The organism is Frateuria sp. GZRR33, assembly GCF_051900425.1.
GTDB lineage: Bacteria > Pseudomonadota > Gammaproteobacteria > Xanthomonadales > Rhodanobacteraceae > Frateuria_A.
On record NZ_JBHZGK010000001.1, the window covers coordinates 69,755 to 92,679 of the forward strand.

Below are 22,925 nucleotides of genomic sequence, written 5' to 3' on the forward strand. Positions count from 1 at the left end.
CTGATGCGTTTGGAAAACCAGGCGGGCCGCCTGCCTGAACCGCCCAGCCCGATCGCCGACGACGGCGACGAGGCCCACTTCTGTCGCACCTGCGCGTTCGCCGGCGCCTGCCAGGCGGTGGGTTACGGCAAGCTCGAACTGCGCGAGCTGCATTGCCTGGTCGAACACGTCGGCCCGTTCCGGGCGGGCGAATACGTGTTCCGCACCGGCAACCCGTTCCGCGCCATCTTCGCGGTGCGCTCGGGCACGGTGAAGACCAGCATGGTGGACAAGGAAGGCCGCGAGCAGGTGCTCGGGTTCTACCTGCCCGGCGAAGTGATCGGCCTGAATGCGATCTACCCGGAGCATTTCCCGTGCGACGCGATCGCGCTGGAAACCTCATACTTCTGCCGCTTCTCGTTCCCGGCGATGAGCGCGCTGGCCGCACGCATGCCGGCGGTGCAGAGCCACCTGTTCCGCCTGCTCAGCAAGGAGCTGGGCTCGGCCAGCCTGCTGGCCGGCGACCACAGCGCCGACGAGCGCATGGCCGCGTTCCTCACCGACCTGGGCCAGCGCTACGCGGCGCGCGGTTTCTCCGGCACGCAGTTCCAGCTCAGTATGTCGCGCGGCGACATCGCCAACTACCTGCGCCTGGCCGCCGAGACGGTCAGCCGCGTGCTGAGCCGCTTCCGCGCACAGAACCTGATCCAGGTGGAAGGGCGCCAGCTGCTGATCCTGGATCCGGCCGGCCTGCACCACATCGGCCGCAGCCTGCTGCCGGACTGACCCACCGCGGCCGGCCGGTTGCCGGCGGTGCTGCGGCTCGCGGGCGCGATGTCTGCGAAGCCGGGACTTTTTTTGGCGCCGTAGGAGTGAGCTTCCCGGCAAGGCGTCCCCCATCCGCCCTTCGGGCACCTTCCCCCGTGGAACGGGGAAAGGATCCAGATGCCGCCTGCCGCCATCCCCGGATACCAGCTACCGAGCCTTCCCCCGCGCGCAGGGAAGGTGCCCAAAGGGTGGATGGGGGAAGCCTGCGGGAAACCCCGCCTCATTCCAGCCGGATCGGCTCCCCCATGCCCGGCATCTGCCAACCCACGCCCAGCCCGGTCAGCGCCTCGCCCATGCCTTGCATGCCGCGGTCATACTCGCCGTGCACCAGGAACACCCGCCGCCGCGGCGAGTCGCCCAGCCAGTCCAGCAGGTCGGGACGGCCGGCATGGGCGGAGAAACCGTTGATCGTCCACACCTGCGCGCGTACCGGGATGTCCTGGTTGAACACGCGCACGCTGGCGGCGCCGTCGATGATCCGCCGGGCCAGCGTGCCCTGCGCAGCATAGCCGACGAACACCACGCTGCTGCGCTCGCGCCAGAGGTTGTGCTTCAGGTGGTGGCGCACGCGCCCGCCGGTGCACATGCCCGAGCCGGCCAGGATGATGGCGCCGCCGTCGACCGCGTTGATCGCCATCGACTCCTGCGTGCTGCGGGTGAAATGCAGGCCGGGCATGGCGAACGGGTCGCCGTGCTGCAGCACGCGCAGGAATTGCGCATCGAAGCATTCAGGGTGCCGCCGGTAGATCTCGGTGGCAGAGATCGCCATCGGCGAATCGAGGAACACACGCACGTGCGGCGGCACGTGGCCGTCGCGCAGGCCCAGGTGCAGGTAGTAAAGAATCTCCTGCGTGCGCTCCAGCGCGAAGGTGGGAATCACCACGTTGCCCCGCCGCCCCACCGTCTCGCGGATGGCCTGGTAGAGCTCGGCCACCGAGTCGGGCACCGAGCGGTGCGGACGGTCGCCATAGGTGCATTCCATCGCCACGTAGTCGGCCGGCGCCGCGGGCACCGGATCGCGCAGCAGCGGACGGCCGGGGTTGCCCAGGTCGCCCGAGAAAAGCATCGTGCGCTGCCCGGCGCCGTCGCCGAGTGTCAGCAGCACCTGCGCTGATCCCAGGATGTGCCCGGCGTCCAGTAAGCGCGCGCGGATGCCGGGCGCGACCACGATGTCGTGCCCGTAGCCCAGCCCCGGTTCGAAGAAGTCGATCGCGTGCAGCGCATCGTCGAGCGTATACAGCGGTTCGGATGACTCCTCGCCGCGGCGGTCGCTGCGTGCCGCGCGACGGGCGTCCTCTTCCTGCAGCCCGGCGGCGTCCAGCAGCACCAGCCGCGCCAGCTCCCGGGTGGCCGAGGTGGCCAGGATGCGTCCGCGGAAACCCTGCCGCACCAGCCGCGGGATGCGCCCGCAATGGTCCAGGTGCGCGTGGGTCAGCAGCAGTGCGTCGATCGTGGCCGGCTCGAAGCCGAACGGCTCGGCGTTGGCCTCTTCGGTGGCGTGGTCGCCCTGGAACATGCCGCAATCGACCAGCACCCGGCGGCCATTGCATTCGACCAGGTGGCACGAACCGGTGACCTGTTTGGCGGCACCGTGGCAGCTGTAGACGAGCATCGCATCGCTCCGTGGCGTTGGGGGAACTCTCGCACGGTGCGCGCGGGCGCGCTTGACCGCCGTCAAGGAGGCGCTCGCCACTTTTCTCCCGGCACGAGAAAGCCGGCAGCTGCCCTGCTGCGAACGGCGGGTTCGAGCTACTTGCAGGAGCGCACCCGTGCGCGACCGCCGGTGCGGCCAGCTCCGCGGTCGCGCGCAGGGTGCGCTCCTACAGGGGATGTCTCACTTGCGAAGTCGTGCGAGACATTCCGCGCAACGCCTCCAGCCAGGCGAGGATGCCGGCGAGCATCGCCAGCAGGGCGGCGGTGGCGGCCGGGCCGGGCAGGGCAATGTCCATCACGGTGCGCAGGAACGGCACGCCGAAGGCGGCCAGCAGCATCAACGCCAGCGCGGCGGCCATGCGCGCGATCCAGCGATTGCCGCGCGCCGGGCGCGCCAGCACCGCACGGGTCGGATGGCGGTTGGCCAGGATCAGCAGGAACAACCCGCCCAGCAACGCCGCGAACACCACGCCGCGCGCCTGCGCGGCCTCCACGCCGTAGCTCAGCATCAGGCCGAAGCCGGGCAGCAGCACGGTCGCCACGCCCAGTCCCTGCACCACCGCGCGGGCCAGCCGGCCGGCAGCGAACGGCGATTCGCCCGCCGCACGCGGGGGACGCGTCATCACGTCGCCGGCTTCCGGCTCGGCCTCGAACACGATCGAGCAGGCCGGGTCGATCAACAGTTCCAGCAGCACGATGTGCACCGGCATCAGCAGCACCGGCCAGTGCAGCAGGGTCGGTACCAGCGCCAGCGCGATGATCGGCATGTGCACGGCGAACACGAAGCCGGTTGCCTTGGCGATGTTGTCGTAGATGCGCCGGCCCTGGCGGATGGCCGCCACGATGCTGGCGAAGCTGTCGTCCAGCAGTACCAGCGCGGCCGCCTCGCGCGCCACGTCGGTGCCGCGTTCGCCCATAGCGATGCCGACGTCGGCGGCTTTGAGCGCTGGGGCGTCGTTGACGCCGTCGCCGGTCATCGCCACCACCTGGCGGTCCGCGCGCAGCAACTGCACCAGGCGCAGCTTCTGCTCGGGCTTGAGCCGCGCGCACAGGTCGACATGGTGCAGGCGCTCGCGCAATGCGGCGTCGTCCAGCGCCGCCAGGTCGGCGCCGGTGAGCACGTCGGTGCGCTCGCCCAGGCCGACCTGGCGGGCGATCGCGCGCGCGGTGGCCGGGTGGTCGCCGGTCATCATCAGGATGCGCACGCCGGCGGCGCGGCATTCGGCGATCGCGGCCGGCACCTCCGGCCGCGGCGGATCGGCCAGCCCGATCAGGCCGAGGAATTCGAAATCGAAGTCGTGCTGGCTGGCCGGCCAGGCTTCGCCGGTCCAGTGCCCGCGGGCCACGGCCAGCACGCGCAGGCCGCGCGCGGCCATCGCCTCGACTTCAGCCAGGATCGACGCGGCACGCCCGGCGGGGAGGTGGCACAGGTCGATCACCGCTTCGGGCGCGCCCTTGGTGGCCAGCAGGTGGCGCGTGCAGGTGTCGCAGGGAAACACCCGCGTCATCGCGAGGATCTGCGGCGAGAGCGCGTATTCGGTCTCGGCCGACCAGTCCGCGTGCACGTGCTCGGTGTGCACCAGCCAGTGCAGGCCGAAGCGCTGGATGGCCTTCTCCATCGGGTCGAACGGATCGCTGGGCGTGGCCAGCATGGCGAACTCGACCAGCCGGTGGAACGTCTCGGCCAGCCCGGTCGCGCCGGCGTCCACGAAGTGTTGTCCGTCGACCGCCAGTTCGGCCACCTGCATGCGGTTTTGCGTGAGCGTACCGGTCTTGTCCACCGCCAGCACCGAGATGGCGCCCAGCGCCTCCACCGCCGGCACGCGCCGGGTGAGCACCTTGCGCCGCGAGATGCGCCAGGCGCCCAGCGCGAGGAATACGGTGAGGATGACCGGGATTTCCTCCGGCAGGATCGCCATCGCCAGCGCGATACCGCCGAGCAGGCTTTCCAGCGGGCCGCGGTTGTCCCACAGCCAGGAAAGCAGCGCGTACAGCGCGGCCAGCGCCAGGCCGCCGATGGCGAGATGGCGGATCAGCCGGCGCGAGGCGCGCTGCAGGCCGCTGGGCGCTTCGTGCGTCTGCGCCAGGGCCTCGCCAATGCGGCCGACTGCAGTCGCGCCGCCGGTCGCGTTGACGCTGGCGAGGCCCAGCCCGCGGGTCACCACCGTGCTGGCATGCACGGCATCCTCGCCCCCGGGTTCGCGCGCCACCGGGACCGATTCGCCGGTCAGCAGCGACTCGTCCACTTCGAGCCGGCCTTCCAGCAGCGTCGCGTCGGCGGCGATGCGATCGCCTTCGCGCAGCACCAGCAGGTCGCCCGGGACCACTTCGGCGCCGGCCACGCGCAGCTCCTCGCCGCCGCGGATCACCAGTGCGCGCGGGGCGGAAAGCTCGCGCAACGACTCGAGCGCGCGCTGGGTCTTGCGCTCCTGCAACAGGGTGATGCCGATCACCACGAACACGGCCGAGAGCAGGAACGCCGCTTCGGCGCGATCGCCCAGCGCCAGGTACAGGCCGCCGGCGCACAGCAGCATCAGGAACATCGGTTCGGACAGCACGCCCAGCACGATCGCGCCGAAGCTCTTGCGCGTGCTGCCGGGCAGCAGGTTGGGACCGTGCGCGGTCAGGCGGCGCGCCGCTTCGGCGGCGTCCAGGCCTTCGCGGGCGGCGGACGGCGCGCGCTCGGTGGTGACCATGTCGCTAGCGGTGGACCAGCACGGGCACGTCCGATTCGAGAATCACCCGCTGCGCCTGGCTGCCCAGCAACAGCCGGTCCAGCCCACGCCAGCCGTGGCTGCCCATCACGATCAGGTCGCAACCTTCGCGGCGAGCCACCTCAAGGATGGCGCGGTGCGGGCGCGGGTTGGTCTCCAGGCTGCACTGGCAGGCGACACCGGCAGCATCGGCGTGCTCGCGCACGGCCGCCAGGTAGCGCGCGCCCGCTTCCTCGGCGCTGTCGGCGTACTCGGCGTCGCTGGTGGCAATGATCTCGTTGAGGAACGGCACCGCCGGCAGCGGTACCACCACGTGCACCGCGTGCACGCGTGCGCCGAGCTGGTGCGCCAGCGCGATGCCGGCATCGGCGGCGCGCAGCGAAAGGTCCGAGCCGTCGACAGGAAGCAGGATGTGCTTGTACATGAAGCGCTCCAGAGGGGTCAGCGACAGGTGTAGCCGCCGTCGATCACCAGCTCGCTGCCGGTGACGAAGCGGGATTCGTCCGAGGCCAGGTAGACCACGCCCCAGGCGATGTCGTCCGGCTCGCCCAGGTGGCCCAGCGGGTGCAGCGCGGCGGTGTCGCGCCGGTGCTGCTGCGCGTCGCCCCCCATTGAGGCGATGTGCTGCTCGACCATGGGCGTCCAGATGAAGCCCGGGTGGATCGAGTTCACGCGGATGCGGTCGGCGGCGTAGAGCAGCGCGTCGGTCTTGCTCATCAGCCGGACCGCGCCCTTGGAGGCGTGGTAGGGCGGTACGTCGGGGGCGCCGACCAGGCCGTAGATCGACGACAGGTTGATGATGCTGCCGCCGCCAGCCGCGCGCATCGGCGCGATCGCGTGCTTGGTGCCGAAGAACACACCCTTGACGTTGACTGCCTGCACGCGGTCCCACTCGGCCTCGGTCAGCTCGTGCGTGGGCTTGTTCGGACCGGCGATGCCGGCGTTGTTGACCAGCACGTTCAGGCCGCCGAACGCGGCCACCGTGGCGGCGACGGCCGCAGCGACCTCCGCCTCGGCCGACACATCCGCGTGCAGGTAGCGGGCATGATCGCCCAGTTCGGCGGCCAGCCGTTGCCCCGCCTCGTCGTGCACGTCCACGATCGCCACTCTCGCGCCCGCTTCCACCATGCGCCGCGCGCAGGCCGCGCCGATGCCTACGGCGCCGCCGGTGACCAGTGCGGTCTTGCCATCGAGCCTGCCCATGACCGGATCCTCCTCGTGCCGTGTGAAGCGAGCATGGAGCGGGCGGCGGCGAGCGATGCTGACCTGCGTCAACCCCCAGCGGGGCTGATTGACGCAGGACTGATTCAGATCACGGCCGCTCCCGCGGGCCGGTCGGAGAATGGCTCGCATTTCCAGCCGCGAGCCACGCATGCGCGAGTCGCCTTCTTCCAGCCAGACCGTCCCACCCGCCACCGTCCCGCCGATCGCCGCGCTGCTTGCCGCCGCACCGCACCGCCCGCTGTTCCTCGCCGGCGCGCTGGCGGTGCTGACCAGCATGGCCTGGTGGGCGCTGGAGCTGGCCTCGATGCGCTTCGGCTGGCATGGCTGGCCACAGCCGCCGGTGCCGCCGGGCTGGGCGCACGCGATGCTGACCCAGTACGGCATGCTGCCGATGTTCATGTTCGGCTTCCTGCTGACCACGTTTCCCAAATGGCTCGCCCGGCCGTCCATACGGCCACGGCAGTACGTGGTGGTGGCCGGTTCCGTGTTCGCCGGCTACCTGCTTTCGCACGTGGGGCTGCTCGACATGCCCTGGGTGCTGCGCGCCGGCATCGCGCTGATGCTGTTCGGCTACCTGGTCGGCGTGACCACGCTGGCCGGGGTGCTGCGTGCCTCGGAACACCGCAACCAGCACGCCTGGTCGTGCCTGGCGGGGCTGGGCCTGGGCGTGCTGGGACTGGCGGCGTTCCTTGGCTTCCTGTTCGGCGCGCCGGCGCACTGCGCGCGCTTCGCCATCAAGCTGGGCACGTTCGGGCTGCTGGTGCCTGTGTACTTCACGGTGGCGCACCGCATGGTCGCCTTCTTCAGCGGCAACGTGGCGAAGGGCTACGTGGTACGCCGGCCGGACTGGAGCCTGCCGCTGATGTGGCCGCTGCTGCTGGCGCACCTGGCGCTGGACCTGGCCCACGCGCAGGCTTGGCTGTGGCTGGTGGATGCGCCACTGGCGCTGCTGTTCGGCTGGCATGCGATCGCCTGGCAGCCGTGGAAGGCGATGCGTCCGGGCCTGCTCGCCGTGCTGCACCTGGCGTTCGCCTGGCTGCCGGTCGCGTTCGTGCTATATGCGGTGCAGAGCCTGTGCCTGTTCGCCGGGCACGGCCCGGTCCTCGGGCTGGCGCCGCTGCACGTGCTGACCATCGGCTACTTCGGCTCGATGCTGGTGGCGATGGTCACACGCGTCACCCAGGGCCACTCCGGCCGCCCGCTGCAGATGGGCGCGGTGCCATGGGCCTGCTTCGTGCTGCTGCAGGCTGTGGTGCTGCTGCGCGTGTGGGCGGAGCTGGCCCGCGACAGCTACCTGTGGCTCGTGGTCGCCGCCGCCGGCTGGCTGGTGGCATTCCTGCCCTGGGTGATCCGCTCGGCCTGGATCTACCTGACCCCGCGCGTGGACGGCAGGCCCGGCTAGGTTAGACATCTCGGCAACATCGTTCTGTGGCAGGGTGACGCATCAGGCCGGTTCCGGCAGCGGGCGTGACGCAGGTCAAGCGCGTCAACGGTCAGGAATCTAGCCTGATCCCCAGGAACCACAGGAGATCTCCCATGCCACGACGGTTGTCCCTCGTGCTCGCGGCCGCCAGCATGTTGGCCCTGGCCGGCTGCACGGACAAGAAACCCGCCGATGCCACCCCCGCGGCCACCGCAAAGGCGGCATCCACGTCGGTGTCGGCGCCGACCGACTTCGGTCCGCCGGAGGGCGAGCCGATCCACGCGGTGCTCACCAGCCCGCCGAACGTGCCGCCCCCGATCCACCGCGATTACCCGGCCAAGGTGATCGTCGAGCTGGAGGTGATCGAGAAGGAGATGCCGATCTCCGAGGGTGTCACCTACACCTACTGGACGTTCGGCGGCACCGTGCCGGGCAGCTTCATCCGCGTGCGTCAGGGCGACACGGTCGAGTTCCATCTCAAGAACGCGCCCGACAGCAAGATGCCGCACAACATCGACCTGCACGGCGTCACCGGTCCCGGTGGCGGCGCCGCCTCGAGCTTCACCGCGCCGGGGCACGAGTCGCAGTTCACCTTCAAAGCGCTTAACGCCGGCATCTACGTCTACCACTGCGCCACCGCGCCGGTCGGCATGCACATCGCCAACGGCATGTACGGCCTGATCCTGGTCGAACCGCCGGAGGGTTTGCCGAAGGTCGACCACGAGTACTACGTGATGCAGGGCGACTTCTATACGACCGGCAAGTACCGCGAGAAAGGCCACCAGCCGTTCGACATGGACAAGGCCATCGACGAAAACCCGACCTACGTCTTGTTCAACGGCCACGAAGGCGCGCTGACCGGCGACAAGGCGCTGACCGCGAAAGTCGGCGAGTCGGTGCGCCTGTTCATCGGCAACGGTGGCCCGAACCTGGTCTCCAGTTTCCACGTGATCGGCGAGATCTTCGACCGCGTGCAGCAGGAAGGCGGCACCCATCCGCAGGAGAACGTGCAGACCACGTTGATCCCCGCCGGTGGCGCCGCGATCGTCGAGTTCCATACCGACGTGCCCGGCAGCTACGTGATGGTCGATCATTCGATCTTCCGCGCGTTCAACAAGGGCGCGATGGCGATCCTCAAAGTCGACGGCCCGGAAAACAAGGCGATCTACTCGGGCAAGGAGGTCGACTCGGTCTACCTCGGCGATCGCGCCGAACCCAACCTCAAGGCCGTCACCGTCGCGGCCAAGGCGCACGCGGCCGGCAACCTGAGCAAGGACGAGCAGATCGCCGCCGGCAAGCAGCTGTTCACCGGCACCTGCTCGGTCTGCCACCAGGCCAACGGTGAAGGCCTGCCGGGCGTGTTCCCGCCGCTGGCCAAGTCCGACTACCTGGCCAAGCAGGACAAGAACCACCTGATCTCGATCCCGCTGCATGGCCTGACCGGCAAGGTCACGGTCAACGGCAAGGAATACGACTCGGTCATGCCGCCGATGTCCCAGCTCACCGACGACGAGGTGGCGAATCTGCTGACCTACGTGCTCAACAGCTGGGGCAACCCGGGCGGGCAGGTGACCAAGGAAGAGGTGGCCAAGGTGCGCGCCCAGCCGGCCCCGGCGCCGACGATGGAGCACTGAGCGATGCGCCGGCACGTTGCCCTGATGCTGCTCGGCCTGCTGCTGGCCGGGCCGGCCCTGGCGGCCGAGTACAAACCGCTGCCGGGCGGCCGCTTCGAAAGCGTGCTGCCGGCCGACGGCAAGACGGCGCCGGCCATCCTCGAACCCTTCCGCCTGCGCACCGAGCCGGTGACCAATGCCGAGTTCCTGGCGTTCGTCAAAGCCCATCCGGAGTGGCGGCGCGACCGCGTCCCGGCGGTGTTCGCCGACCGTCGCTACCTGTCCCAGTGGTCCGCGCCCGACCAGCTCGGCCCCGGCGCCTTGCCACGCCAGCCGGTGACGCAGGTGAGCTGGTTCGCCGCGCAGGCCTACTGCGAAAGCGAGCACGCCCGCCTGCCGACCTGGTACGAGTGGGAGTACGCCGCCGCGGCCGACGCCGCCCGTGCCGACGCACGCAGCGACCCGGCCTGGCGCGAGCGCGTGCTGTCCTGGTACGCGCGCCCGTCGAACGAGGCGCTGCCGCCGGTCGGCGGCAAGCCGGACATCCACGGCGTGCGCGACCTCAACGGCCTGGTGTGGGAGTGGGTGGAAGACTTCAACGCCATGATGACCAGCGCCGACAGCCGCGAGCAGGACGGCGCCGACAAGCTGAAGTTCTGCGGCGCCGGTGCCATCACCATGGAGCAGAAAGAGAACTACGCCACGCTGATGCGCGTGGCGATGCTCTCCTCGCTCAAGGCCACCGATACCACCGCCAACCTGGGCTTCCGCTGCGCCCGGCCGGAGTGAACCCGTGAAACGACTGCTGCTGACCCTGTTCGCCCTGCTTCTGGCCGCGACCGCCCACGCGGCCTCGCCGCTGCCTTCCGATTCGCTCTACCAGCTGTCGGTGCCGCTCACCGACCAGGACGGCCATGCCGCGCCGTTCGCCGCGGGCCGCGGTACGCCGCAGATCGTGAGCATGTTCTATACCTCCTGCACGATGGTCTGCCCGATGATCATCGACACGATGAAGGCGACCCGCCGCGCCGCCGGCGAGCCGGCCCACCTGCACCTGCTGGCGGTGAGCTTCGATCCCGAGCGCGACGACGTCGCCGCACTGCGCCGCTACGCCGCCGCGCACAAGCTCGACCTGCGTTGGTGGACGCTGGCGCGCACCGCGCCGCAGGACACCCGCTCGCTCGCCGCGCTGCTCGGCGTGCAATACCGCAAGCTGCCCGATGGCGAGTTCAACCACTCCAGCGCACTGCTGTTGCTGGATGCGGACGGTCGTCTCGTCGCGCGCACCAACATCATCGGGCGTACCGATCCGGAGTTCGTCGCTGCGGTGCGCAAGGCGACGGGCGGCTGAGCCTCGCCAGAGCCTCCCATCCGCCCTGCGGGTTCCTTTCCGGTAGAGCGGGGGTGATCGTCCGCAGGCAACGGCTTACGAAAAGACGCGGGTTTTCTGTCGGCCCGCGCGGGCTCCCAACGGCAGCTTGGGCGCGCGGAGCGCCTCACACTGAGACAATAGGATCCGCCATGGATGGCTCATGCGTCAGCATGCGAAGCGTTCGACCGCCACGGCACTGCGCCGGGAAATGACCCAAGCCGAGCAACGGCTCTGGTTCCACCTGCGCAGGCGGCAATTGGGTGGGTACCGGTTCCGGCGACAGCATCCGGTGGGGCCGTTCGTGGTGGATTTCATCTGCATCGAGCGGCGACTGGTCGTTGAGGTGGATGGTTCGCAGCATCTGGCGTCGGCTACCGACCGGGCGCGTGATGCCTGGCTGCGGGGCCGTGACCTGCGCGTGCTTCGGTTCTGGAACCATGAGGTGCTTGAGCGTACGGAGCAGGTGCTTTCGGCGATGCTTCAAGTGCTCGGCGAGGCTTCCCCCATCCGCCCTTCGGGCACCTTCCCCCGCGAGCGGGGGAAGGATCGGTAGCGCGTCTTGCTAGGGGGGCGGCAGTGTGCGGTGGTTGGATCCTTCCCGCGCGGTAGCGGGTCCCGCGAAGAGGGTCGGCCTGGCGTGGGGTTGGATCCTTCCCCCCGTTCCACGGGGGAAGGTGCCCGAAGGGCGGATGGGGGAGGCCTTGCGACGAACCCGCACTGATACAGGTCATGGCCCCATCCGCCGGGCCGGGGCAAGCTGCGAGCTGCCGACATTCTGCGAGGGCCGCACATGGCCACCTGGTATCCCTGGATCCTGCTGCTGCACCTGAGCTGCGCGATCCTGTTCGTCGGCGCGGCCGCGTTCGAAGTGCTGGTGCTGGAAGGCCTGCACAAGCGCTTCGACGCCGCGACGATGGCCACCATCGAACAGGCGGTGATGGCGCGCGTGCGCCGCTTCATGCCGGTCGTGGTGCTGCTGCTTTTCCTGAGCGGCGGCATGCTGTTCGACATCCGCTGCGACGGCATCGCCTGTGTCGGCACGCGCTTCGGTGGGTTCCTGCTGCTCAAGGTGACGCTGGCGTTCGCGGTGCTGGGGGTGTTCGTCAACGCCGTGTGGGCCGGCGCGCGCGGGCGCATGAGCGTGTGCCGCTTCCGCCATACCCACCGCGTGGTGCTGGCCTTGATGATCGGCATCGTGTTCCTGGCCAAGACCATGTTCTACTTGTAGGTCTCACCACCAGGAGAAAGCGTCATGTCGCAAGTGAAGTTCAAGGGCGAGCCGGTCGAGGTCAACGGGAACTTCCCGGCCAAGGGTGCGCAGGCGCCGGCGTTCACGCTGGTCGGCAAGAGCCTGGCGGACGTGGCGCTGTCCAGCTATGCGGGGCAGCGCAAGGTGCTCAACATCTTCCCCAGCATCGACACCGGCGTGTGCGCCACCTCGGTGCGCCGCTTCAACGAGATGGCCGGGAAGCTTTCCAACACGGTGGTGCTGTGCATCTCGGCCGACCTGCCGTTCGCGCAGTCGCGCTTCTGCGGCGCGGAGGGGCTGGAGCGGGTGGTGACGCTTTCGACCATGCGCGGGCGGGAGTTCCTGGCCGACTACGGCGTGGAACTCACCACCGGGCCGCTGGCCGGCGTGGCGGCGCGTGCGGTGGTGGTGCTGGATGCGGACAACCGCGTGCTGCACGCGCAGCTGGTCGATGAGCTCACGCACGAGCCGGACTACGACGCGGCGCTCGCGGCACTGGGCTGACGGAACCCGGCAGCTTTTCGCAAGACATCCCCATCCGCCCTCACTCGCGCCATCCATGCGCTCGCCCCTTTTAGGGGCCAGCCTTGCCGATCTGCCGGCGCTCCTGCGCCGGCAGATCGGGCACCTTCCCCCGCAGGCGGGCAAGGATCCGGTGCGCGCGTCTTGCGATGGCTGAACTCACCCGGCAATTCCCCAAGTGAGCCTTCCCCCGTTTACGGGGGAAGGTGCCGACAGGCGGATGGGGGAGGGCGGAGCGCGCGGCTTCGCGTTCCTGAAAAAAAGAAACCACGACAGCGCACAGGCGCGCGCCTGCAGGCAGATCAGCGGCGGACGGAAACCAACGGCACGCCGATGCCGCGGGCGTCGGGGTTCAAGCCCAGGCCGTATTTCAGGCTGCGGCCGATGCGCTCGGCGTAGTCGACCATCTGCTGCGCGCTGGCCTCGTCGAGCTCCTCGGCGCAGGTGGCGCGCCACAGCGCAAGCCAGTGGTCGAAGTGTTCGGCGCGGATCGGCAGCGGGCGGTGCATCGCCATCGGGTTGCCGCGGTAGCTCGCCGCGCCCAGCGCCACCGAGCACCAGAAGCGGGTGAGCAGGCGCTTGTGTTCGGGCCAGTCGTGCACGACGGCGTTGAACACTGGGCCGATCACCGCGTCGGCGGTGACCTTGTCGTAGAAGCGGTCGACCAGGCGGGCGATCGCGGATTCGTCAAGCGTGGTATCGCGCATGTCTCTGCCGGTGGGCCGTGCCGCGGGCTGCCCGCGGCACGGCGGTTTCATTTTACTTGGCGCGGCTGATCGTGCCCTTCATCAGCGCGGCGTGGCCCGGGAACGAGCAGAAGAACTCGTAGTCCTGCCCGGGCTTGAGCGCATCGACCTTGAAGGTGGTCGAGTCGCTCTCGCCACCGCCGATGATCCTGGTGTGCGCGATGACGCGGCTGTCGCCCGGCTTGAGGTAGTTGTTGTCGATGCCGGCCGTGGCACCGTCGGCGACGATGCCCGGCTCGTCGGACGTCTTGGACACCACGAAGTTGTGCCCCATCGCGGCCTTTGGCAGCTTGCCCACGTGCGTGAGCGTCACGGTGAACTGCTTGCAGGTATTGGGCACGACGATCGACTTCTGGTCGAACTGCATGGCGTCGTTGCCCTGGATGGTGGTCGAGCAGTTGGAGGCAGCCCAGGTCGGCGCGGCGACCAGGCCAAGCAGGGCGAAAGCGAACAGACGACGTTTCACGGGGTGTCTCCTTTGCTATCGGGGGAAGCGGAATCCTGCGGCGCCGCGTCGTCGGCCAGGCCGGGGACCGGTTCGTCCTCCATCAGCGGCAGCACGGCAGGGCTGTCAAGGTCGTCGAACTGCTGGTGGTTGGCGGCCCAGAAGAACAGCGCCACGGCGATCAGTACGACCAGGCCGGTGACCGGGATCAGCACCAGCAGGATGTTCATGCACGCAGCGCCGGGCGAAGGGGTACGCGGCCCACGCGCAGGCCATTGAGCACGACCACCAGCGAGCTGACCGACATGCCGATCGCCGCCAGCCACGGCGGCACCAGTCCGGCCGCGGCGAACGGCACTGCGAGAAGGTTGTAGGCCAGCGACCAGCGCCGGCCCTGCGCCACCACATGGGCGAGCTGGCGGGCGACGTGGCGGGCCTGCAGCAGGCCGTCCAGGCGACCGCGGGCGAGCAGCAGGTCAGCATGCGCCTGCGCCAGGTCGGTGCCGGAGGCGAGCACGGCAGAGACATCCGCGCCGGCAAGCGCCGGGGCGTCGTTGCTGCCGTCGCCGACGGCCAGCGTGACCCGGCCCTGCGCGCGCGCCACCTGCAGCAGGGCGAGCTTGTCGGCAGGCGACTGGCGTCCTGCCCAGCGCTTGACGCCCAGCGCGTTGGCGACCGGCGCCACACGGGCGCGGGTATCCCCGCTGGCGAGCACGGTGACGATGCCTTCGCCGCGCAGCGCCTGCAGCGTGGCGGCGGCATCGCTGCGCGGCGCTTCGCTGACGTGGAAGGCGGCCAGCGCGCCATGCATGTCGGCCAGCATCAGCGTGCCGGCGGCGCTGGGCGGGGCGGCGCAACCACTGGGCGCCAGCGCGAAATCCGGGCGGCCCAGGCGCAGCGCGCGGCCTTCCACCTCGGCGCCGATGCCCGCGGTGGCGGTGACCTTCAGCCCGTGCACTGCCGGCGTGTCGCCCGGCCACGCGGCGGCCAGCGCCATGGCCAGCGGATGGGTGCTCTCGCGCGCCAGTGCGGCAGCCAGGCGCAGCGCCTGTTCCGGCGCCAGGCCGTCGCGCAGCGGCTCGATCGCGTCCGGCTCCAGCCAGGGCGTGGTCAGCGTGCCGGTCTTGTCGAACAGGGCGAAGTCGACGCGGGCGAGCCTGTCGAGCGCGGCCGGCTCGGTCACCAGCACGCCGCGCCCGGCGAGTACGGCGAGCGCGCGGGTGACCGCGGCGGGGCGGGTCAGTGCGAAGGCGCAGGGGCAGGCGACCACCAGCACGGCGACGGCGGCATCGAACGCGCGCGCGCGGTCGAGCCACAGCCAGGCGAGCGCGGTGAGCGCGGTCAACACCAGCACGCGCAGCACGAAGCGGGTGGCCTCGCGGTCGGCGGTCCCGTCGCCCGGGCGGGCCTGGCGCGCACGGCCGGCCAGTTGGCCCAGGCGGGCGGCGGCGGTGTCCTCGCCGCTGTGCTCCACGCGCAGTTCGGCCGGGCTGCCCAGCACGACCGAGCCGGCAATGAGCCGTTCGCCGCGCTCGCGCCGGCGCGGGCGCGATTCACCACAGAGCAGCGCCTCGTCCACCTCCACCGCGCTGCTCTCCAGCACGCCGTCGGCCGGCACGGTGCCGCCTTCGGCAATGCGCACGCGGTCGCCCGGCACGAGTTCCAGCGCGGGCACGGTTTCCAGGCTGCCGTCGGCGCGGCGGCGCTCGGCCAGCAGCGGGGTGGCGTCCTGCGCGGCCTCGCCCAGCGCCCCGCTGGCGTGGCGCGCTCGCAGTTCGACATGGCGCGCGGCCAGCAGCAGGAAGACGAACATGCTGACCGAGTCGAAGTAGATCTCGCCGTGTCCGCGCAGCGTGCTCCACACGCTGGCGCCGAAGGTCAGCAGCACGGCCAGCGACACGGTGAGGTTCACGCCCAGCCGGCGCGTGCGCATCTCGCGCCAGGCGGCGGCGAGGAACGGCTGCGCCGAGTAGGCGACCACCGGCGCGGTGGTGAGCAGGCTCAGCCAGCGGAACAGCCCGCGCGTGGTGAAGTCGACGAAGTCGACCACGCCGATGTACATGACGAAGGCGTACGTCATGACCTGCATGGCGCACATGCCGGCGACCAGCAGGCGCTTGAGCGCATCGTTGGCCTCGCCGCTGCGCGCATCGTCGATGTGCTCGCGGCGCAGCGGCCGCGCGTTGCACTGTTCGCCGGCGAACGCATCGAGGATCTGCGGCAGCGCCAGGCGGTCGGGGTTCCACACCACGCGCGCGCGCTGCGCGCGGGCGTCGATCGCCACGCGGGTCACGCCGGGCAGGGCGTGCAGGCGTTCGTCCAGCCGCAGCACCTGGCGCGGATCGGCAAGGCCTTCCACGCGCAACGCGATCTCGGCGCGACCATCGCGCCGCGGCCGGATCACCTGCGCGGCCAGCCGCGGATGCAGCCATGCCGCGTGCGCGCCGGCGGCGGTCATGGCCGCTGCCCGGGCGTACCCGTGGCGTCCCGCGACGGCGCGGCCTTGGCGCCCGCCTGCTGGCCGGTCGCCTGCTTTTCGCGTGCTGGCGCATGCATCGGCATATCCAGCAACGTGTGCGGACGCTCGGTCATCTCCAGCGGCAGGTCAGCGTGGCGCGAGCCCAGCACGATCGTCCAGATGCAACCGGCCAGGGACGCGGCGAAGATCGCCGCGCCCAGCCAAAGCACGGGTTGCCGATACCAGGCGTCGGCCGCGGCGGACGCCTCAGCGAGATGCTTGTGCGGGTGCATCGCCCTGGTGCGACAGGTGGTAGACGTAGGCGGCCAGCACGCGGGTCTGGTCGTCGCTCAGGCGCTTGCTCCACGCCGGCATGTGGCCCTGGCGGCCGCCGCCGATGGTGCGCACGATGTCTTCGAACTTGCCGCCGTGCAGCCAGATGTGGTCGGTCAGGTTGGGGGCGCCCAGCGCCGGGTTGCCCTTGCCCTGCGGGCCGTGGCAGGCGGCGCAGGTGGTGAACAGCGCCTGGCCGGCATGCGCGCGGCCCTCGTCGTGCGGCGAGTCCGACAGGCTCAGCACGTAGTTGGCCAGGTTCTTAACGTTGTCCTCGCCCAGGCTCGACCACGGCGGCATCATGCCGGCGCGGCCCTCGCGGATCGAGGTCAGGATGTCCTTGCCGCTGCCGCCGTACAGCCAGTCGTCGTCGATCAGGCTGGGTGCGCCCAGCTTGACGTTGCCGTAGCCGCCGCGGCCGTGGCACGCGGCGCAGTTGTCCACGAACAGGCGCTCGCCCATCTGCTGTGCGGCGGGGTCCTCGGCCAATTGCTCGACCGGATACTTGCGGAAGCGCTCGATCAGGTCGTCCAGCCTGGCGTTGTTGATCGCCTCGTCCCGGGCCAGCTCGCCGTGCGCGGTCCAGCCGAGCGTGCCCTTGTGGTTGCCGAAGCCGGGGTAGAGCACCAGGTAGATCGCGCCGGCCACGAACATCGCACCGGACAACAACAGCCACCACAGCGGCAGGTTGCGCACGCCCTCGCGGATCGCGCCGTGCGCCCATACGTGGCCGCTGGTGTCGTCCGACAGCGTCGGGATCTTCGCCCGCGGCGCCCACAGGAACAGCAGGAACGTGATGCCGAAATTCAGCACCACCAGGAACATCACCCACAATGACCAACCCGCGCTCACGGCTGCCTACCTTTGTCGTTCTTGTCTGCGCCCGTGCGCGGCTTGCCCGGCACCGGACCTTCCGGTTTGTCTTCCATGGGGAGTTCGCTCATCCGCTTGAAGGTCGAGCGATGGCGCTTGCGCCAGGCCCAGATCCAGATGCCGAGGAAGATCAGCATCAGCACCACCGTGACGACGCCGGTCAGGTGGCCCCAGAACGGGCTCATCATCGGTTGGTTCATGGCGCGCCTCCGTGGCCGGCCGGCACCGGCACGGTGGCCGCCGGCTCGTTCTGGATGCCCAGGCCCTGCAGGTAGGCGATCAGCGCATCCATCTCGGTCTTGCCGGCCAACGCCTTGGGCGCGCTGGCGATGTCGGCGTCGGTGTAGGGATCACCCAGCTTGCGCAGCACGCGCATGCGCGCCTGGATGTCCTCGGCGTCGATCTTGTTGTGCTCCAGCCAGTCGTACTGCGGCATGTTCGACTGCGGCACCACCTGGCGCGGGTTCTCCAGGTGCAGGCGCTGCCAGTCGTCGGTGTACTTGCCGCCCACGCGCGCCAGGTCCGGCCCGGTGCGCTTGGAGCCCCACTGGAACGGCCGGTCGTAGACCGATTCCTGTGCGGTGGAGAAGTGGCCGTAGCGCTGCGTTTCAGCGCGCAGCGCGCGGATCATCTGCGAATGGCACAGGTAGCAGCCCTCGCGCACGTAGACGTCCTTGCCGGCCAGGCGCAGCGGGTCGTAGGGCTTCACGCCCACGGGCGCCTTGACCGCATGAGCCTCCATGAACAGCGGCGTGATCTCGGCCAGCCCACCGATCGACACCATGATCGCCGTGAGGATGCCGAGCAGCGCGGCATTCTTCTCGATGAGTTCGAAATGCTTGTAAGCCATGGGATCGTGTTCTTAGTTGAAGAGTGCGGCCATGGATGGCCGCGTTCGGACCGACAGGATCTCGCTGCCTTCCCGACGCGGGAGCGCTGTCGAAGCGGCGGTCATGGACGATCGCATCAGCTGATCACCGGCAGCGGTTCGGGTACCTGGTGCGGATCGGGCTCGGGAATCGGCACGGGGATCGGCTTGATCAGCCGGGCGCGGGCATCGGCGGCGGTGTGCCAAAGGTTCCACGCCATCAGCACCATGCCCGCGAGGATCACCAGGCCGGCGAACCAGCGCGTCCAGTACGCCGGCTGGATGGCCAGCAGGCTGTCGATGAACGGGTAGGTGAGCGAGCCGTCGGGCAGCGTGGCGCGCCACATCAGGCCCTCGGTGACGCCGGCGACCCACATCGAGCCGACGTACAGCACCACGCCGAAGCAATGCAGCCAGAAATGCCACTCCATCGCCTTCTGCGAGAACATCTTCGGCTGGCCGAGCGCGCGCGGCGCCATCGCATAGAGCGAGCCGATGGTGATCATGGCGACCCAGCCGAGCGCGCCGTTGTGCACGTGCGCCACGGTCCAGTCGGTGTAGTGCGAGAGCTGGTTGACGGACTTGACCGCCATCATCGAGCCCTCGAAGGTGCTGCCGGCGTAGAACACCAGTGCCAGCACCATGAATTTCGCCGCCGGATCGGTCTTGAGCTTGGGCCAGGAACCATTGAAGGTCATCAGGCCATTGGCCGCCGAGCCCCAGCTGGGCATCAGCAGCACCAGCGAGAAGGCCATGCCGACCGACTGCACCCAGTCCGGCAGCGCGGTGTACATCAGGTGGTGCGAGCCGGCCCACATGTACACCGAGATCAGCGCCCAGAAGTTCACGATCGAGAAGCGGTAGCTCCACAGCGGCTGCTGCGCCTGGCGCGGCACGAAGTAGTACATCATCCCGAGGAAGCCGGCGGTCAGGAAGAACGCCACCGCGTTGTGGCCGTACCACCACTGCACCATCGCATCGACCACGCCCGAGTAGATGGGGTAGGACTTCGACAGCGAGACCGGGATCACCAGGTTGTTGACGATGTGCAGCAGGCCCACCGCGATGATCCACGCGCCGTAGTACCAGTTGGCCACGTAGATGTGGCGGATGCGCCGGCGCGCCAGCGTGCCGAAGAACACCACGCCCAGGCTCACCCACACCACCGCGATGATGATGTCGATCCACCACTCCGGCTCGGCGTATTCCTTGCTCTGGGTCAGGCCCAGCGGCATGGTGATCATCGCCAGCAGGCAGGCGACCTGCCAGCCCCAGAATGTGAACCCGGCCAGCCTCGGATAGGCCAGCCGGGTGTGGCCGGTGCGCTGGACCACGTAGTAGCAGGTACCCATCAGCGCCGAGCCGCCGAAGCCGAAGATCACGCCGAAGGTGTGGTCGGGGCGGATGTGGCTGAAGGTCAGCCAGGAGGTATCGAAGTTGAACAGCGGCCACGCCAGCTGCGCGGCGGCGAGCACGCCGACCGCCATGCCGACGATGCCCCACACGGCCGCCGCCAGGAGGAACTGGCGCACGACCCTGTCGTTGTAATACTCGGTGTTGGGCATGGAAGGATCCCGGGAGAAGTCCGTCTATTTTCCGTGGACGGCCGGCACGTTCGCCTGACCTGTGTCAAAGCACCGCGGCAAAAGACCGCCCGGTGGCCTGTGGCCGGTTGTCGCATGCGGCCCGGTCATGGTGCTCCGGGGTCCGTTGCCTTGGCGTACAAGCCCGACCGGGCGCGCGGCCCGGCCCATCGGCGCTGATCTGGGTCAGGGCAGGGCGCGAGCGGCGCGCCGATACTGGCGCTGTGACCCACGTCGTGACCGAGAACTGCATCAACTGCAAGCACACCGACTGCGTGGAGGTGTGCCCGGTCGATGCCTTCCACGAGGGGCCCAATTTCCTGGTGATCAACCCGGACGAATGCATCGATTGCACGCTCTGCGTGGAGGAGTGCCCGGTGGGCGCGATCTATCCCGAACTGGACATCCCCGTCGGCCAGGAAGGTTTCCTGGCGCTCAACGCCGAGCTGGCGCGGGAGTGGCCGGTGATCACGACCAAGGTCCCTGCGATGGAGGACGCCGTGCGCTGGGACGGCGTGCCCGACAAGCTGCCGCTGCTGGAGCGCTGAGGCGCCATGGGCTGCTCCCTCTACCCTCCGGGGAGAGGGCTGGTGGGCGGCACTTGGCTCCCTCTCCCCGCCGGGGAGAGGGCTGGGGTGAGGGGCCGGGGCTCGCGGGAAGGCTTCCTGCATGAGGCGGCTTTGCTTGTCGTTCCTGCGCCCCCTTTTCCACAACGGGTCGCCCAGCGACGGGCATCCGAGCGCGTGAGGGCGCCCGGATCACTTTCCATGCTGGCCGAAGAAAAGTGCCCAGGGAAGCGGCCTGCTATCCCGGGGAGGGAGAAGAGCCAGGTGCCGCCTCGCTGTTGCCTTGGTGAGCCGCTTGCTCTTGGAGAAGCTGCCCCCGCTTTACCACGGGCGCTCGGGAGCTGAGGCAAGAGGACTTGCGCGTTGGATGCACGCGCGCCGCACTTGGCTCCCTCTCCCCTCCGGGGAGAGGGCTGGGGTGAGGGGTCAAGGCTGGCCTCGAAGGCCGCAAAGGCATCGGCGCCCTGGCAGGCGCCGTCACGCCTCAATCCTTCTGCGGGATCCGTCGCAGGTTCAGTGCGTAACCGATCGCCAGCACCAGCGCGACGAGGCTTTGCGCCGCGATCGACTGCCAGGTCGGGTAGATGCCCAGCAGCTCGATGCGGGGCAGCGGCGCGACGTGCACGCCGATCCAGCCGGCCTCCTGCAGGGCGGCGATGCCCTTGCCGGTGAGCACCACCGCCAGCAGTGCGATCAGCGCGGAGCTGGCGGAGAAGAACTTGCCCAGCGGCAGTCGCCGGCTGGTGCGCAACAGCAGCCAGGCGATCGCCGCGAGGGTCAGCGCGCCGGTGCCGATGCCGCCTAGCAGCCAGCCGCGCGGGCCTTCGTTCCACATCGCCACGTAGAACAGGATCGTTTCGAAGACTTCGCGGTAGACCGAGATGAAGGCCAGGCCAAACAGGAACCAGGCCGAGCGGTCCAGGGTGGCCGCCATCTTCGCCTTCAAATACGCCTGCCAGCGCCCGCCCACGCTCTTGCGGTGCATCCACAGGCCCACGCACAGCAGTACGGCGGCGGCGAACAGCGAGGACAGCCCTTCGGTCAGCTCGCGCCCGGCGCCGCTGATCGCCACCGCATAGTTCGCCACCGCCCAGGTGGCGAGACCGGCGAGCAGCGCCAGGCCCCAGCCGGCGTGCACGTAGCGCAGCATCGCCGGGCGCTCCGCCTTGCGCAGGAAGGCGAGCAGCGCGACCACCACCAGCAGCGCCTCCAGCCCCTCGCGCACCAGGATGGTCCAGGCGCCGAGGAAGGCCGAGGCGGCGTCGGCCGAGCCGCCGGCGAGGGTCGCCTGGGCGCGCTGCAGCAGGGTGTCGGCCGCCTGCTCGCGGGCCTCTGCGTCGGCGCGTCCGTTGGCGACCGCGGTACGGTAGGCGCCCATCGCGGTTTCCAGTTGCGCGCGCAGGGCGCCGTCGTGCGCATCCAGTTGCGCCTCGACCGGCTCGACGCCGTCCAGGTACGCCGACAGCGCCAGGCGCTGGGCTTCAGCGTGATCGCCCTGGCGCCAGGCCGCGAGGCTGGCGGCGAGCTTTTCACGCGCCAGCGCGAGGCCCGAACGCGCCTGCGGCAGCGCGTGCGGATACGCACGCAGGTAACCCAGGATCGCCCGGGCCTGCTGCTCGCCCAGTGCGGGGGCGAGGTCCGCCACGCGGGCGCGGGAAAGCTCTTCCAGGTTGCCCAGGCGCTGGTGGGCGAGGGCGTTGTCTTCCCACGCGTGCACGCCTTCCCCCGCGCGGTGCGCGTAGGCCAGGGACCCGACGTAGTAGGCCAGCGACCAGCGATCGTCGACCGACAGTTGATCGGCATAGCCCGCCATCGCGGTGCCGTTCACGCCGTGGCTGATCGCCTCGTACAGCGACAGCACGCTGCGCTGGTCGGCGCGCGTGCGGTCGGTGAAGTCGATCGGTGGCGGATCGAGTGTCGCGGCCGCCGGGCCGTTGCCCCGGCCGGTGGCGCCGTGGCAGGCGGCGCAGGTCTGCTGGTACAGCGCCGCACCGCGCGCCAGGTCAGGCAGGTGCGCGGGAGCGGTGGGCACCGGGTAGGCGGCGAGCAGGGCGTCGGCCAGCGCGTGGGCCTGGCGCGCCACGTCGGCGGTGGCCGCCCTGGCGTCGATCAACTGCACCAGTTGCCCGGCCTGCGCCTGCAGGGCCGGCGACGCCGGGCGTGTCGGCAGCTGCGCCAGGCGCTGGCGCACCGTCGCGGCGAACTCGCGCATCTCGGCGTATTCGGAGGCGCTGACCACGTGGCCGTCATGCACCGCGCCGGCGTAGTCGGTGGCCAGGTAGTCGAGCATCTGCCAGGTCTGGCTGACCGTGGCCGGTGCCGGCTGGGCGGTCGTGGTGGCCGCGGCCGGGCCCGTGGGCAGGCCCCTGGCGGAGGCAGGGCCCCCGACCGCCAGCACGGTGCAGGCCAGCATCCATGCGACCGCCTTGTTGAGAATGCCTATCATTGCGTGAGTATAGGCTGGAACCGCACGCGC

General features: G+C 70.0%; 23 protein-coding genes. 9 read left to right on the plus strand and 14 right to left on the minus strand.

What is annotated here, in order from left to right; genetic code table 11:
• The first annotated feature begins 3 nt into the window (after nucleotides 1–3).
• On the plus strand, nucleotides 4–765 hold the full coding sequence (locus ACFWZU_RS00420; protein WP_209615402.1) for a helix-turn-helix domain-containing protein: 762 nt from the start codon (nucleotides 4–6) through the stop codon (nucleotides 763–765).
• A 262-nt stretch (nucleotides 766–1,027) separates the two neighbouring features.
• On the opposite strand, the gene ACFWZU_RS00425 is transcribed toward ACFWZU_RS00420, so the two are convergent.
• From ACFWZU_RS00425 to ACFWZU_RS00440, 4 genes are all read right to left on the minus strand, one after another.
• Nucleotides 1,028–2,419, minus strand: a complete 1,392-nt coding sequence (locus tag ACFWZU_RS00425; RefSeq protein ID WP_439699434.1) for an MBL fold metallo-hydrolase — start codon at nucleotides 2,417–2,419, stop codon at nucleotides 1,028–1,030.
• A 208-nt stretch (nucleotides 2,420–2,627) separates the two neighbouring features.
• Entirely contained in the window at nucleotides 2,628–5,156 is a 2,529-nt protein-coding gene (locus tag ACFWZU_RS00430; RefSeq protein ID WP_439699435.1) for a cation-translocating P-type ATPase, read from the minus strand.
• 4 nt (nucleotides 5,157–5,160) lie between these two features.
• Nucleotides 5,161–5,598 carry a universal stress protein gene (locus tag ACFWZU_RS00435; RefSeq protein ID WP_439699436.1) on the minus strand — a complete coding sequence of 146 codons (438 nt, stop codon included), beginning with the start codon at nucleotides 5,596–5,598 and terminating at the stop codon, nucleotides 5,161–5,163.
• A gap of 17 nt (nucleotides 5,599–5,615) precedes the next feature.
• Complete coding sequence (locus ACFWZU_RS00440; protein ID WP_439699437.1) at nucleotides 5,616–6,377, minus strand: glucose 1-dehydrogenase; 762 nt, start codon at nucleotides 6,375–6,377, stop codon at nucleotides 5,616–5,618.
• 169 nt (nucleotides 6,378–6,546) lie between these two features.
• Here ACFWZU_RS00440 and ACFWZU_RS00445 point away from each other — a divergent pair, with 169 nt between their 5' ends.
• The 7 genes from ACFWZU_RS00445 to tpx all read left to right on the plus strand — a co-directional run bounded on the left by ACFWZU_RS00445 (nucleotide 6,547) and on the right by tpx (nucleotide 12,559).
• Nucleotides 6,547–7,800, plus strand: a complete 1,254-nt coding sequence (locus ACFWZU_RS00445; protein ID WP_439699438.1) for an NnrS family protein — start codon at nucleotides 6,547–6,549, stop codon at nucleotides 7,798–7,800.
• 134 nt (nucleotides 7,801–7,934) lie between these two features.
• Nucleotides 7,935–9,455 (plus strand): copper-containing nitrite reductase, encoded by a 1,521-nt coding sequence (gene nirK / locus ACFWZU_RS00450; protein ID WP_439699439.1) that lies wholly within the window; start codon nucleotides 7,935–7,937, stop codon nucleotides 9,453–9,455.
• Between the two features lie 3 nt (nucleotides 9,456–9,458).
• Complete coding sequence (locus tag ACFWZU_RS00455; protein ID WP_439699440.1) at nucleotides 9,459–10,223, plus strand: formylglycine-generating enzyme family protein; 765 nt, start codon at nucleotides 9,459–9,461, stop codon at nucleotides 10,221–10,223.
• Between the two features lie 4 nt (nucleotides 10,224–10,227).
• Nucleotides 10,228–10,785, plus strand: a complete 558-nt coding sequence (locus tag ACFWZU_RS00460) for an SCO family protein (RefSeq protein WP_439699441.1) — start codon at nucleotides 10,228–10,230, stop codon at nucleotides 10,783–10,785.
• A gap of 181 nt (nucleotides 10,786–10,966) precedes the next feature.
• Nucleotides 10,967–11,359 carry an endonuclease domain-containing protein gene (locus ACFWZU_RS00465; RefSeq protein WP_439699442.1) on the plus strand — a complete coding sequence of 131 codons (393 nt, stop codon included), beginning with the start codon at nucleotides 10,967–10,969 and terminating at the stop codon, nucleotides 11,357–11,359.
• 237 nt (nucleotides 11,360–11,596) lie between these two features.
• Nucleotides 11,597–12,034 carry a CopD family copper resistance protein gene (locus ACFWZU_RS00470; protein WP_439699443.1) on the plus strand — a complete coding sequence of 146 codons (438 nt, stop codon included), beginning with the start codon at nucleotides 11,597–11,599 and terminating at the stop codon, nucleotides 12,032–12,034.
• Between the two features lie 24 nt (nucleotides 12,035–12,058).
• Nucleotides 12,059–12,559 (plus strand): thiol peroxidase, encoded by a 501-nt coding sequence (gene tpx, locus ACFWZU_RS00475; RefSeq protein WP_439699444.1) that lies wholly within the window; start codon nucleotides 12,059–12,061, stop codon nucleotides 12,557–12,559.
• A 320-nt stretch (nucleotides 12,560–12,879) separates the two neighbouring features.
• Here tpx and ACFWZU_RS00480 read toward each other — a convergent pair whose 3' ends face one another.
• The 9 genes from ACFWZU_RS00480 to ccoN all read right to left on the minus strand — a co-directional run bounded on the left by ACFWZU_RS00480 (nucleotide 12,880) and on the right by ccoN (nucleotide 19,865).
• Complete coding sequence (locus tag ACFWZU_RS00480; RefSeq protein ID WP_439699445.1) at nucleotides 12,880–13,284, minus strand: group III truncated hemoglobin; 405 nt, start codon at nucleotides 13,282–13,284, stop codon at nucleotides 12,880–12,882.
• 52 nt (nucleotides 13,285–13,336) lie between these two features.
• Nucleotides 13,337–13,789 (minus strand): azurin, encoded by a 453-nt coding sequence (gene azu / locus ACFWZU_RS00485; protein WP_439699446.1) that lies wholly within the window; start codon nucleotides 13,787–13,789, stop codon nucleotides 13,337–13,339.
• Complete coding sequence (ccoS, locus tag ACFWZU_RS00490; protein ID WP_439699447.1) at nucleotides 13,786–13,998, minus strand: cbb3-type cytochrome oxidase assembly protein CcoS; 213 nt, start codon at nucleotides 13,996–13,998, stop codon at nucleotides 13,786–13,788. The genes azu and ccoS overlap by 4 nt, the downstream gene beginning before the upstream one ends.
• On the minus strand, nucleotides 13,995–16,226 hold the full coding sequence (locus ACFWZU_RS00495) for a heavy metal translocating P-type ATPase (RefSeq protein WP_439699448.1): 2,232 nt from the start codon (nucleotides 16,224–16,226) through the stop codon (nucleotides 13,995–13,997). The genes ccoS and ACFWZU_RS00495 overlap by 4 nt, the downstream gene beginning before the upstream one ends.
• Nucleotides 16,223–16,519: a hypothetical protein gene (locus tag ACFWZU_RS00500; RefSeq protein WP_439699449.1), complete on the minus strand. Its 297-nt coding sequence runs from the start codon at nucleotides 16,517–16,519 to the stop codon at nucleotides 16,223–16,225. The genes ACFWZU_RS00495 and ACFWZU_RS00500 overlap by 4 nt, the downstream gene beginning before the upstream one ends.
• Nucleotides 16,494–17,411, minus strand: a complete 918-nt coding sequence (ccoP, locus tag ACFWZU_RS00505; protein ID WP_439699450.1) for a cytochrome-c oxidase, cbb3-type subunit III — start codon at nucleotides 17,409–17,411, stop codon at nucleotides 16,494–16,496. The genes ACFWZU_RS00500 and ccoP overlap by 26 nt, the downstream gene beginning before the upstream one ends.
• Nucleotides 17,408–17,632: a cbb3-type cytochrome oxidase subunit 3 gene (locus ACFWZU_RS00510; protein ID WP_439699451.1), complete on the minus strand. Its 225-nt coding sequence runs from the start codon at nucleotides 17,630–17,632 to the stop codon at nucleotides 17,408–17,410. The genes ccoP and ACFWZU_RS00510 overlap by 4 nt, the downstream gene beginning before the upstream one ends.
• On the minus strand, nucleotides 17,629–18,282 hold the full coding sequence (ccoO, locus tag ACFWZU_RS00515) for a cytochrome-c oxidase, cbb3-type subunit II (protein ID WP_439699452.1): 654 nt from the start codon (nucleotides 18,280–18,282) through the stop codon (nucleotides 17,629–17,631). The genes ACFWZU_RS00510 and ccoO overlap by 4 nt, the downstream gene beginning before the upstream one ends.
• A gap of 116 nt (nucleotides 18,283–18,398) precedes the next feature.
• A complete protein-coding gene (ccoN, locus tag ACFWZU_RS00520) occupies nucleotides 18,399–19,865 on the minus strand; it encodes a cytochrome-c oxidase, cbb3-type subunit I (protein ID WP_439699453.1) in 1,467 nt (488 codons plus the stop codon).
• A 242-nt stretch (nucleotides 19,866–20,107) separates the two neighbouring features.
• Between ccoN and fdxA the strand changes: the two genes are divergently transcribed.
• A complete protein-coding gene (fdxA, locus tag ACFWZU_RS00525) occupies nucleotides 20,108–20,431 on the plus strand; it encodes a ferredoxin FdxA (protein WP_439699454.1) in 324 nt (107 codons plus the stop codon).
• Between the two features lie 502 nt (nucleotides 20,432–20,933).
• Here the strand turns inward: fdxA and ACFWZU_RS00530 are convergent.
• On the minus strand, nucleotides 20,934–22,895 hold the full coding sequence (locus ACFWZU_RS00530; protein ID WP_439699455.1) for an FTR1 family protein: 1,962 nt from the start codon (nucleotides 22,893–22,895) through the stop codon (nucleotides 20,934–20,936).
• Nucleotides 22,896–22,925: the final 30 nt, after the last annotated feature.

What these genes read in the sequence shown, in the direction of transcription:
- ACFWZU_RS00495 (WP_439699448.1), bottom strand. Translation starts at nt 16,226, where the DNA reads ATGACCGCCGCCGGCGCGCACGCGGCATGGCTGCATCCGCGGCTGGCC.
- ACFWZU_RS00420 (WP_209615402.1), top strand. Translation starts at nt 4, where the DNA reads ATGCGTTTGGAAAACCAGGCGGGCCGCCTGCCTGAACCGCCCAGCCCG.
- ACFWZU_RS00500 (WP_439699449.1), bottom strand. Translation starts at nt 16,519, where the DNA reads ATGCACCCGCACAAGCATCTCGCTGAGGCGTCCGCCGCGGCCGACGCC.
- nirK (WP_439699439.1), top strand. Translation starts at nt 7,935, where the DNA reads ATGCCACGACGGTTGTCCCTCGTGCTCGCGGCCGCCAGCATGTTGGCC.
- ACFWZU_RS00530 (WP_439699455.1), bottom strand. Translation starts at nt 22,895, where the DNA reads ATGATAGGCATTCTCAACAAGGCGGTCGCATGGATGCTGGCCTGCACC.
- ccoS (WP_439699447.1), bottom strand. Translation starts at nt 13,998, where the DNA reads ATGAACATCCTGCTGGTGCTGATCCCGGTCACCGGCCTGGTCGTACTG.
- ccoN (WP_439699453.1), bottom strand. Translation starts at nt 19,865, where the DNA reads ATGCCCAACACCGAGTATTACAACGACAGGGTCGTGCGCCAGTTCCTC.
- ACFWZU_RS00425 (WP_439699434.1), bottom strand. Translation starts at nt 2,419, where the DNA reads ATGCTCGTCTACAGCTGCCACGGTGCCGCCAAACAGGTCACCGGTTCG.
- ACFWZU_RS00440 (WP_439699437.1), bottom strand. Translation starts at nt 6,377, where the DNA reads ATGGGCAGGCTCGATGGCAAGACCGCACTGGTCACCGGCGGCGCCGTA.
- tpx (WP_439699444.1), top strand. Translation starts at nt 12,059, where the DNA reads ATGTCGCAAGTGAAGTTCAAGGGCGAGCCGGTCGAGGTCAACGGGAAC.
- ACFWZU_RS00480 (WP_439699445.1), bottom strand. Translation starts at nt 13,284, where the DNA reads ATGCGCGATACCACGCTTGACGAATCCGCGATCGCCCGCCTGGTCGAC.
- ACFWZU_RS00470 (WP_439699443.1), top strand. Translation starts at nt 11,597, where the DNA reads ATGGCCACCTGGTATCCCTGGATCCTGCTGCTGCACCTGAGCTGCGCG.
- ACFWZU_RS00465 (WP_439699442.1), top strand. Translation starts at nt 10,967, where the DNA reads ATGCGTCAGCATGCGAAGCGTTCGACCGCCACGGCACTGCGCCGGGAA.
- ACFWZU_RS00435 (WP_439699436.1), bottom strand. Translation starts at nt 5,598, where the DNA reads ATGTACAAGCACATCCTGCTTCCTGTCGACGGCTCGGACCTTTCGCTG.
- ccoO (WP_439699452.1), bottom strand. Translation starts at nt 18,282, where the DNA reads ATGGCTTACAAGCATTTCGAACTCATCGAGAAGAATGCCGCGCTGCTC.
- ACFWZU_RS00510 (WP_439699451.1), bottom strand. Translation starts at nt 17,632, where the DNA reads ATGAACCAACCGATGATGAGCCCGTTCTGGGGCCACCTGACCGGCGTC.
- ACFWZU_RS00445 (WP_439699438.1), top strand. Translation starts at nt 6,547, where the DNA reads ATGCGCGAGTCGCCTTCTTCCAGCCAGACCGTCCCACCCGCCACCGTC.
- ACFWZU_RS00455 (WP_439699440.1), top strand. Translation starts at nt 9,459, where the DNA reads ATGCGCCGGCACGTTGCCCTGATGCTGCTCGGCCTGCTGCTGGCCGGG.
- ACFWZU_RS00430 (WP_439699435.1), bottom strand. Translation starts at nt 5,156, where the DNA reads ATGGTCACCACCGAGCGCGCGCCGTCCGCCGCCCGCGAAGGCCTGGAC.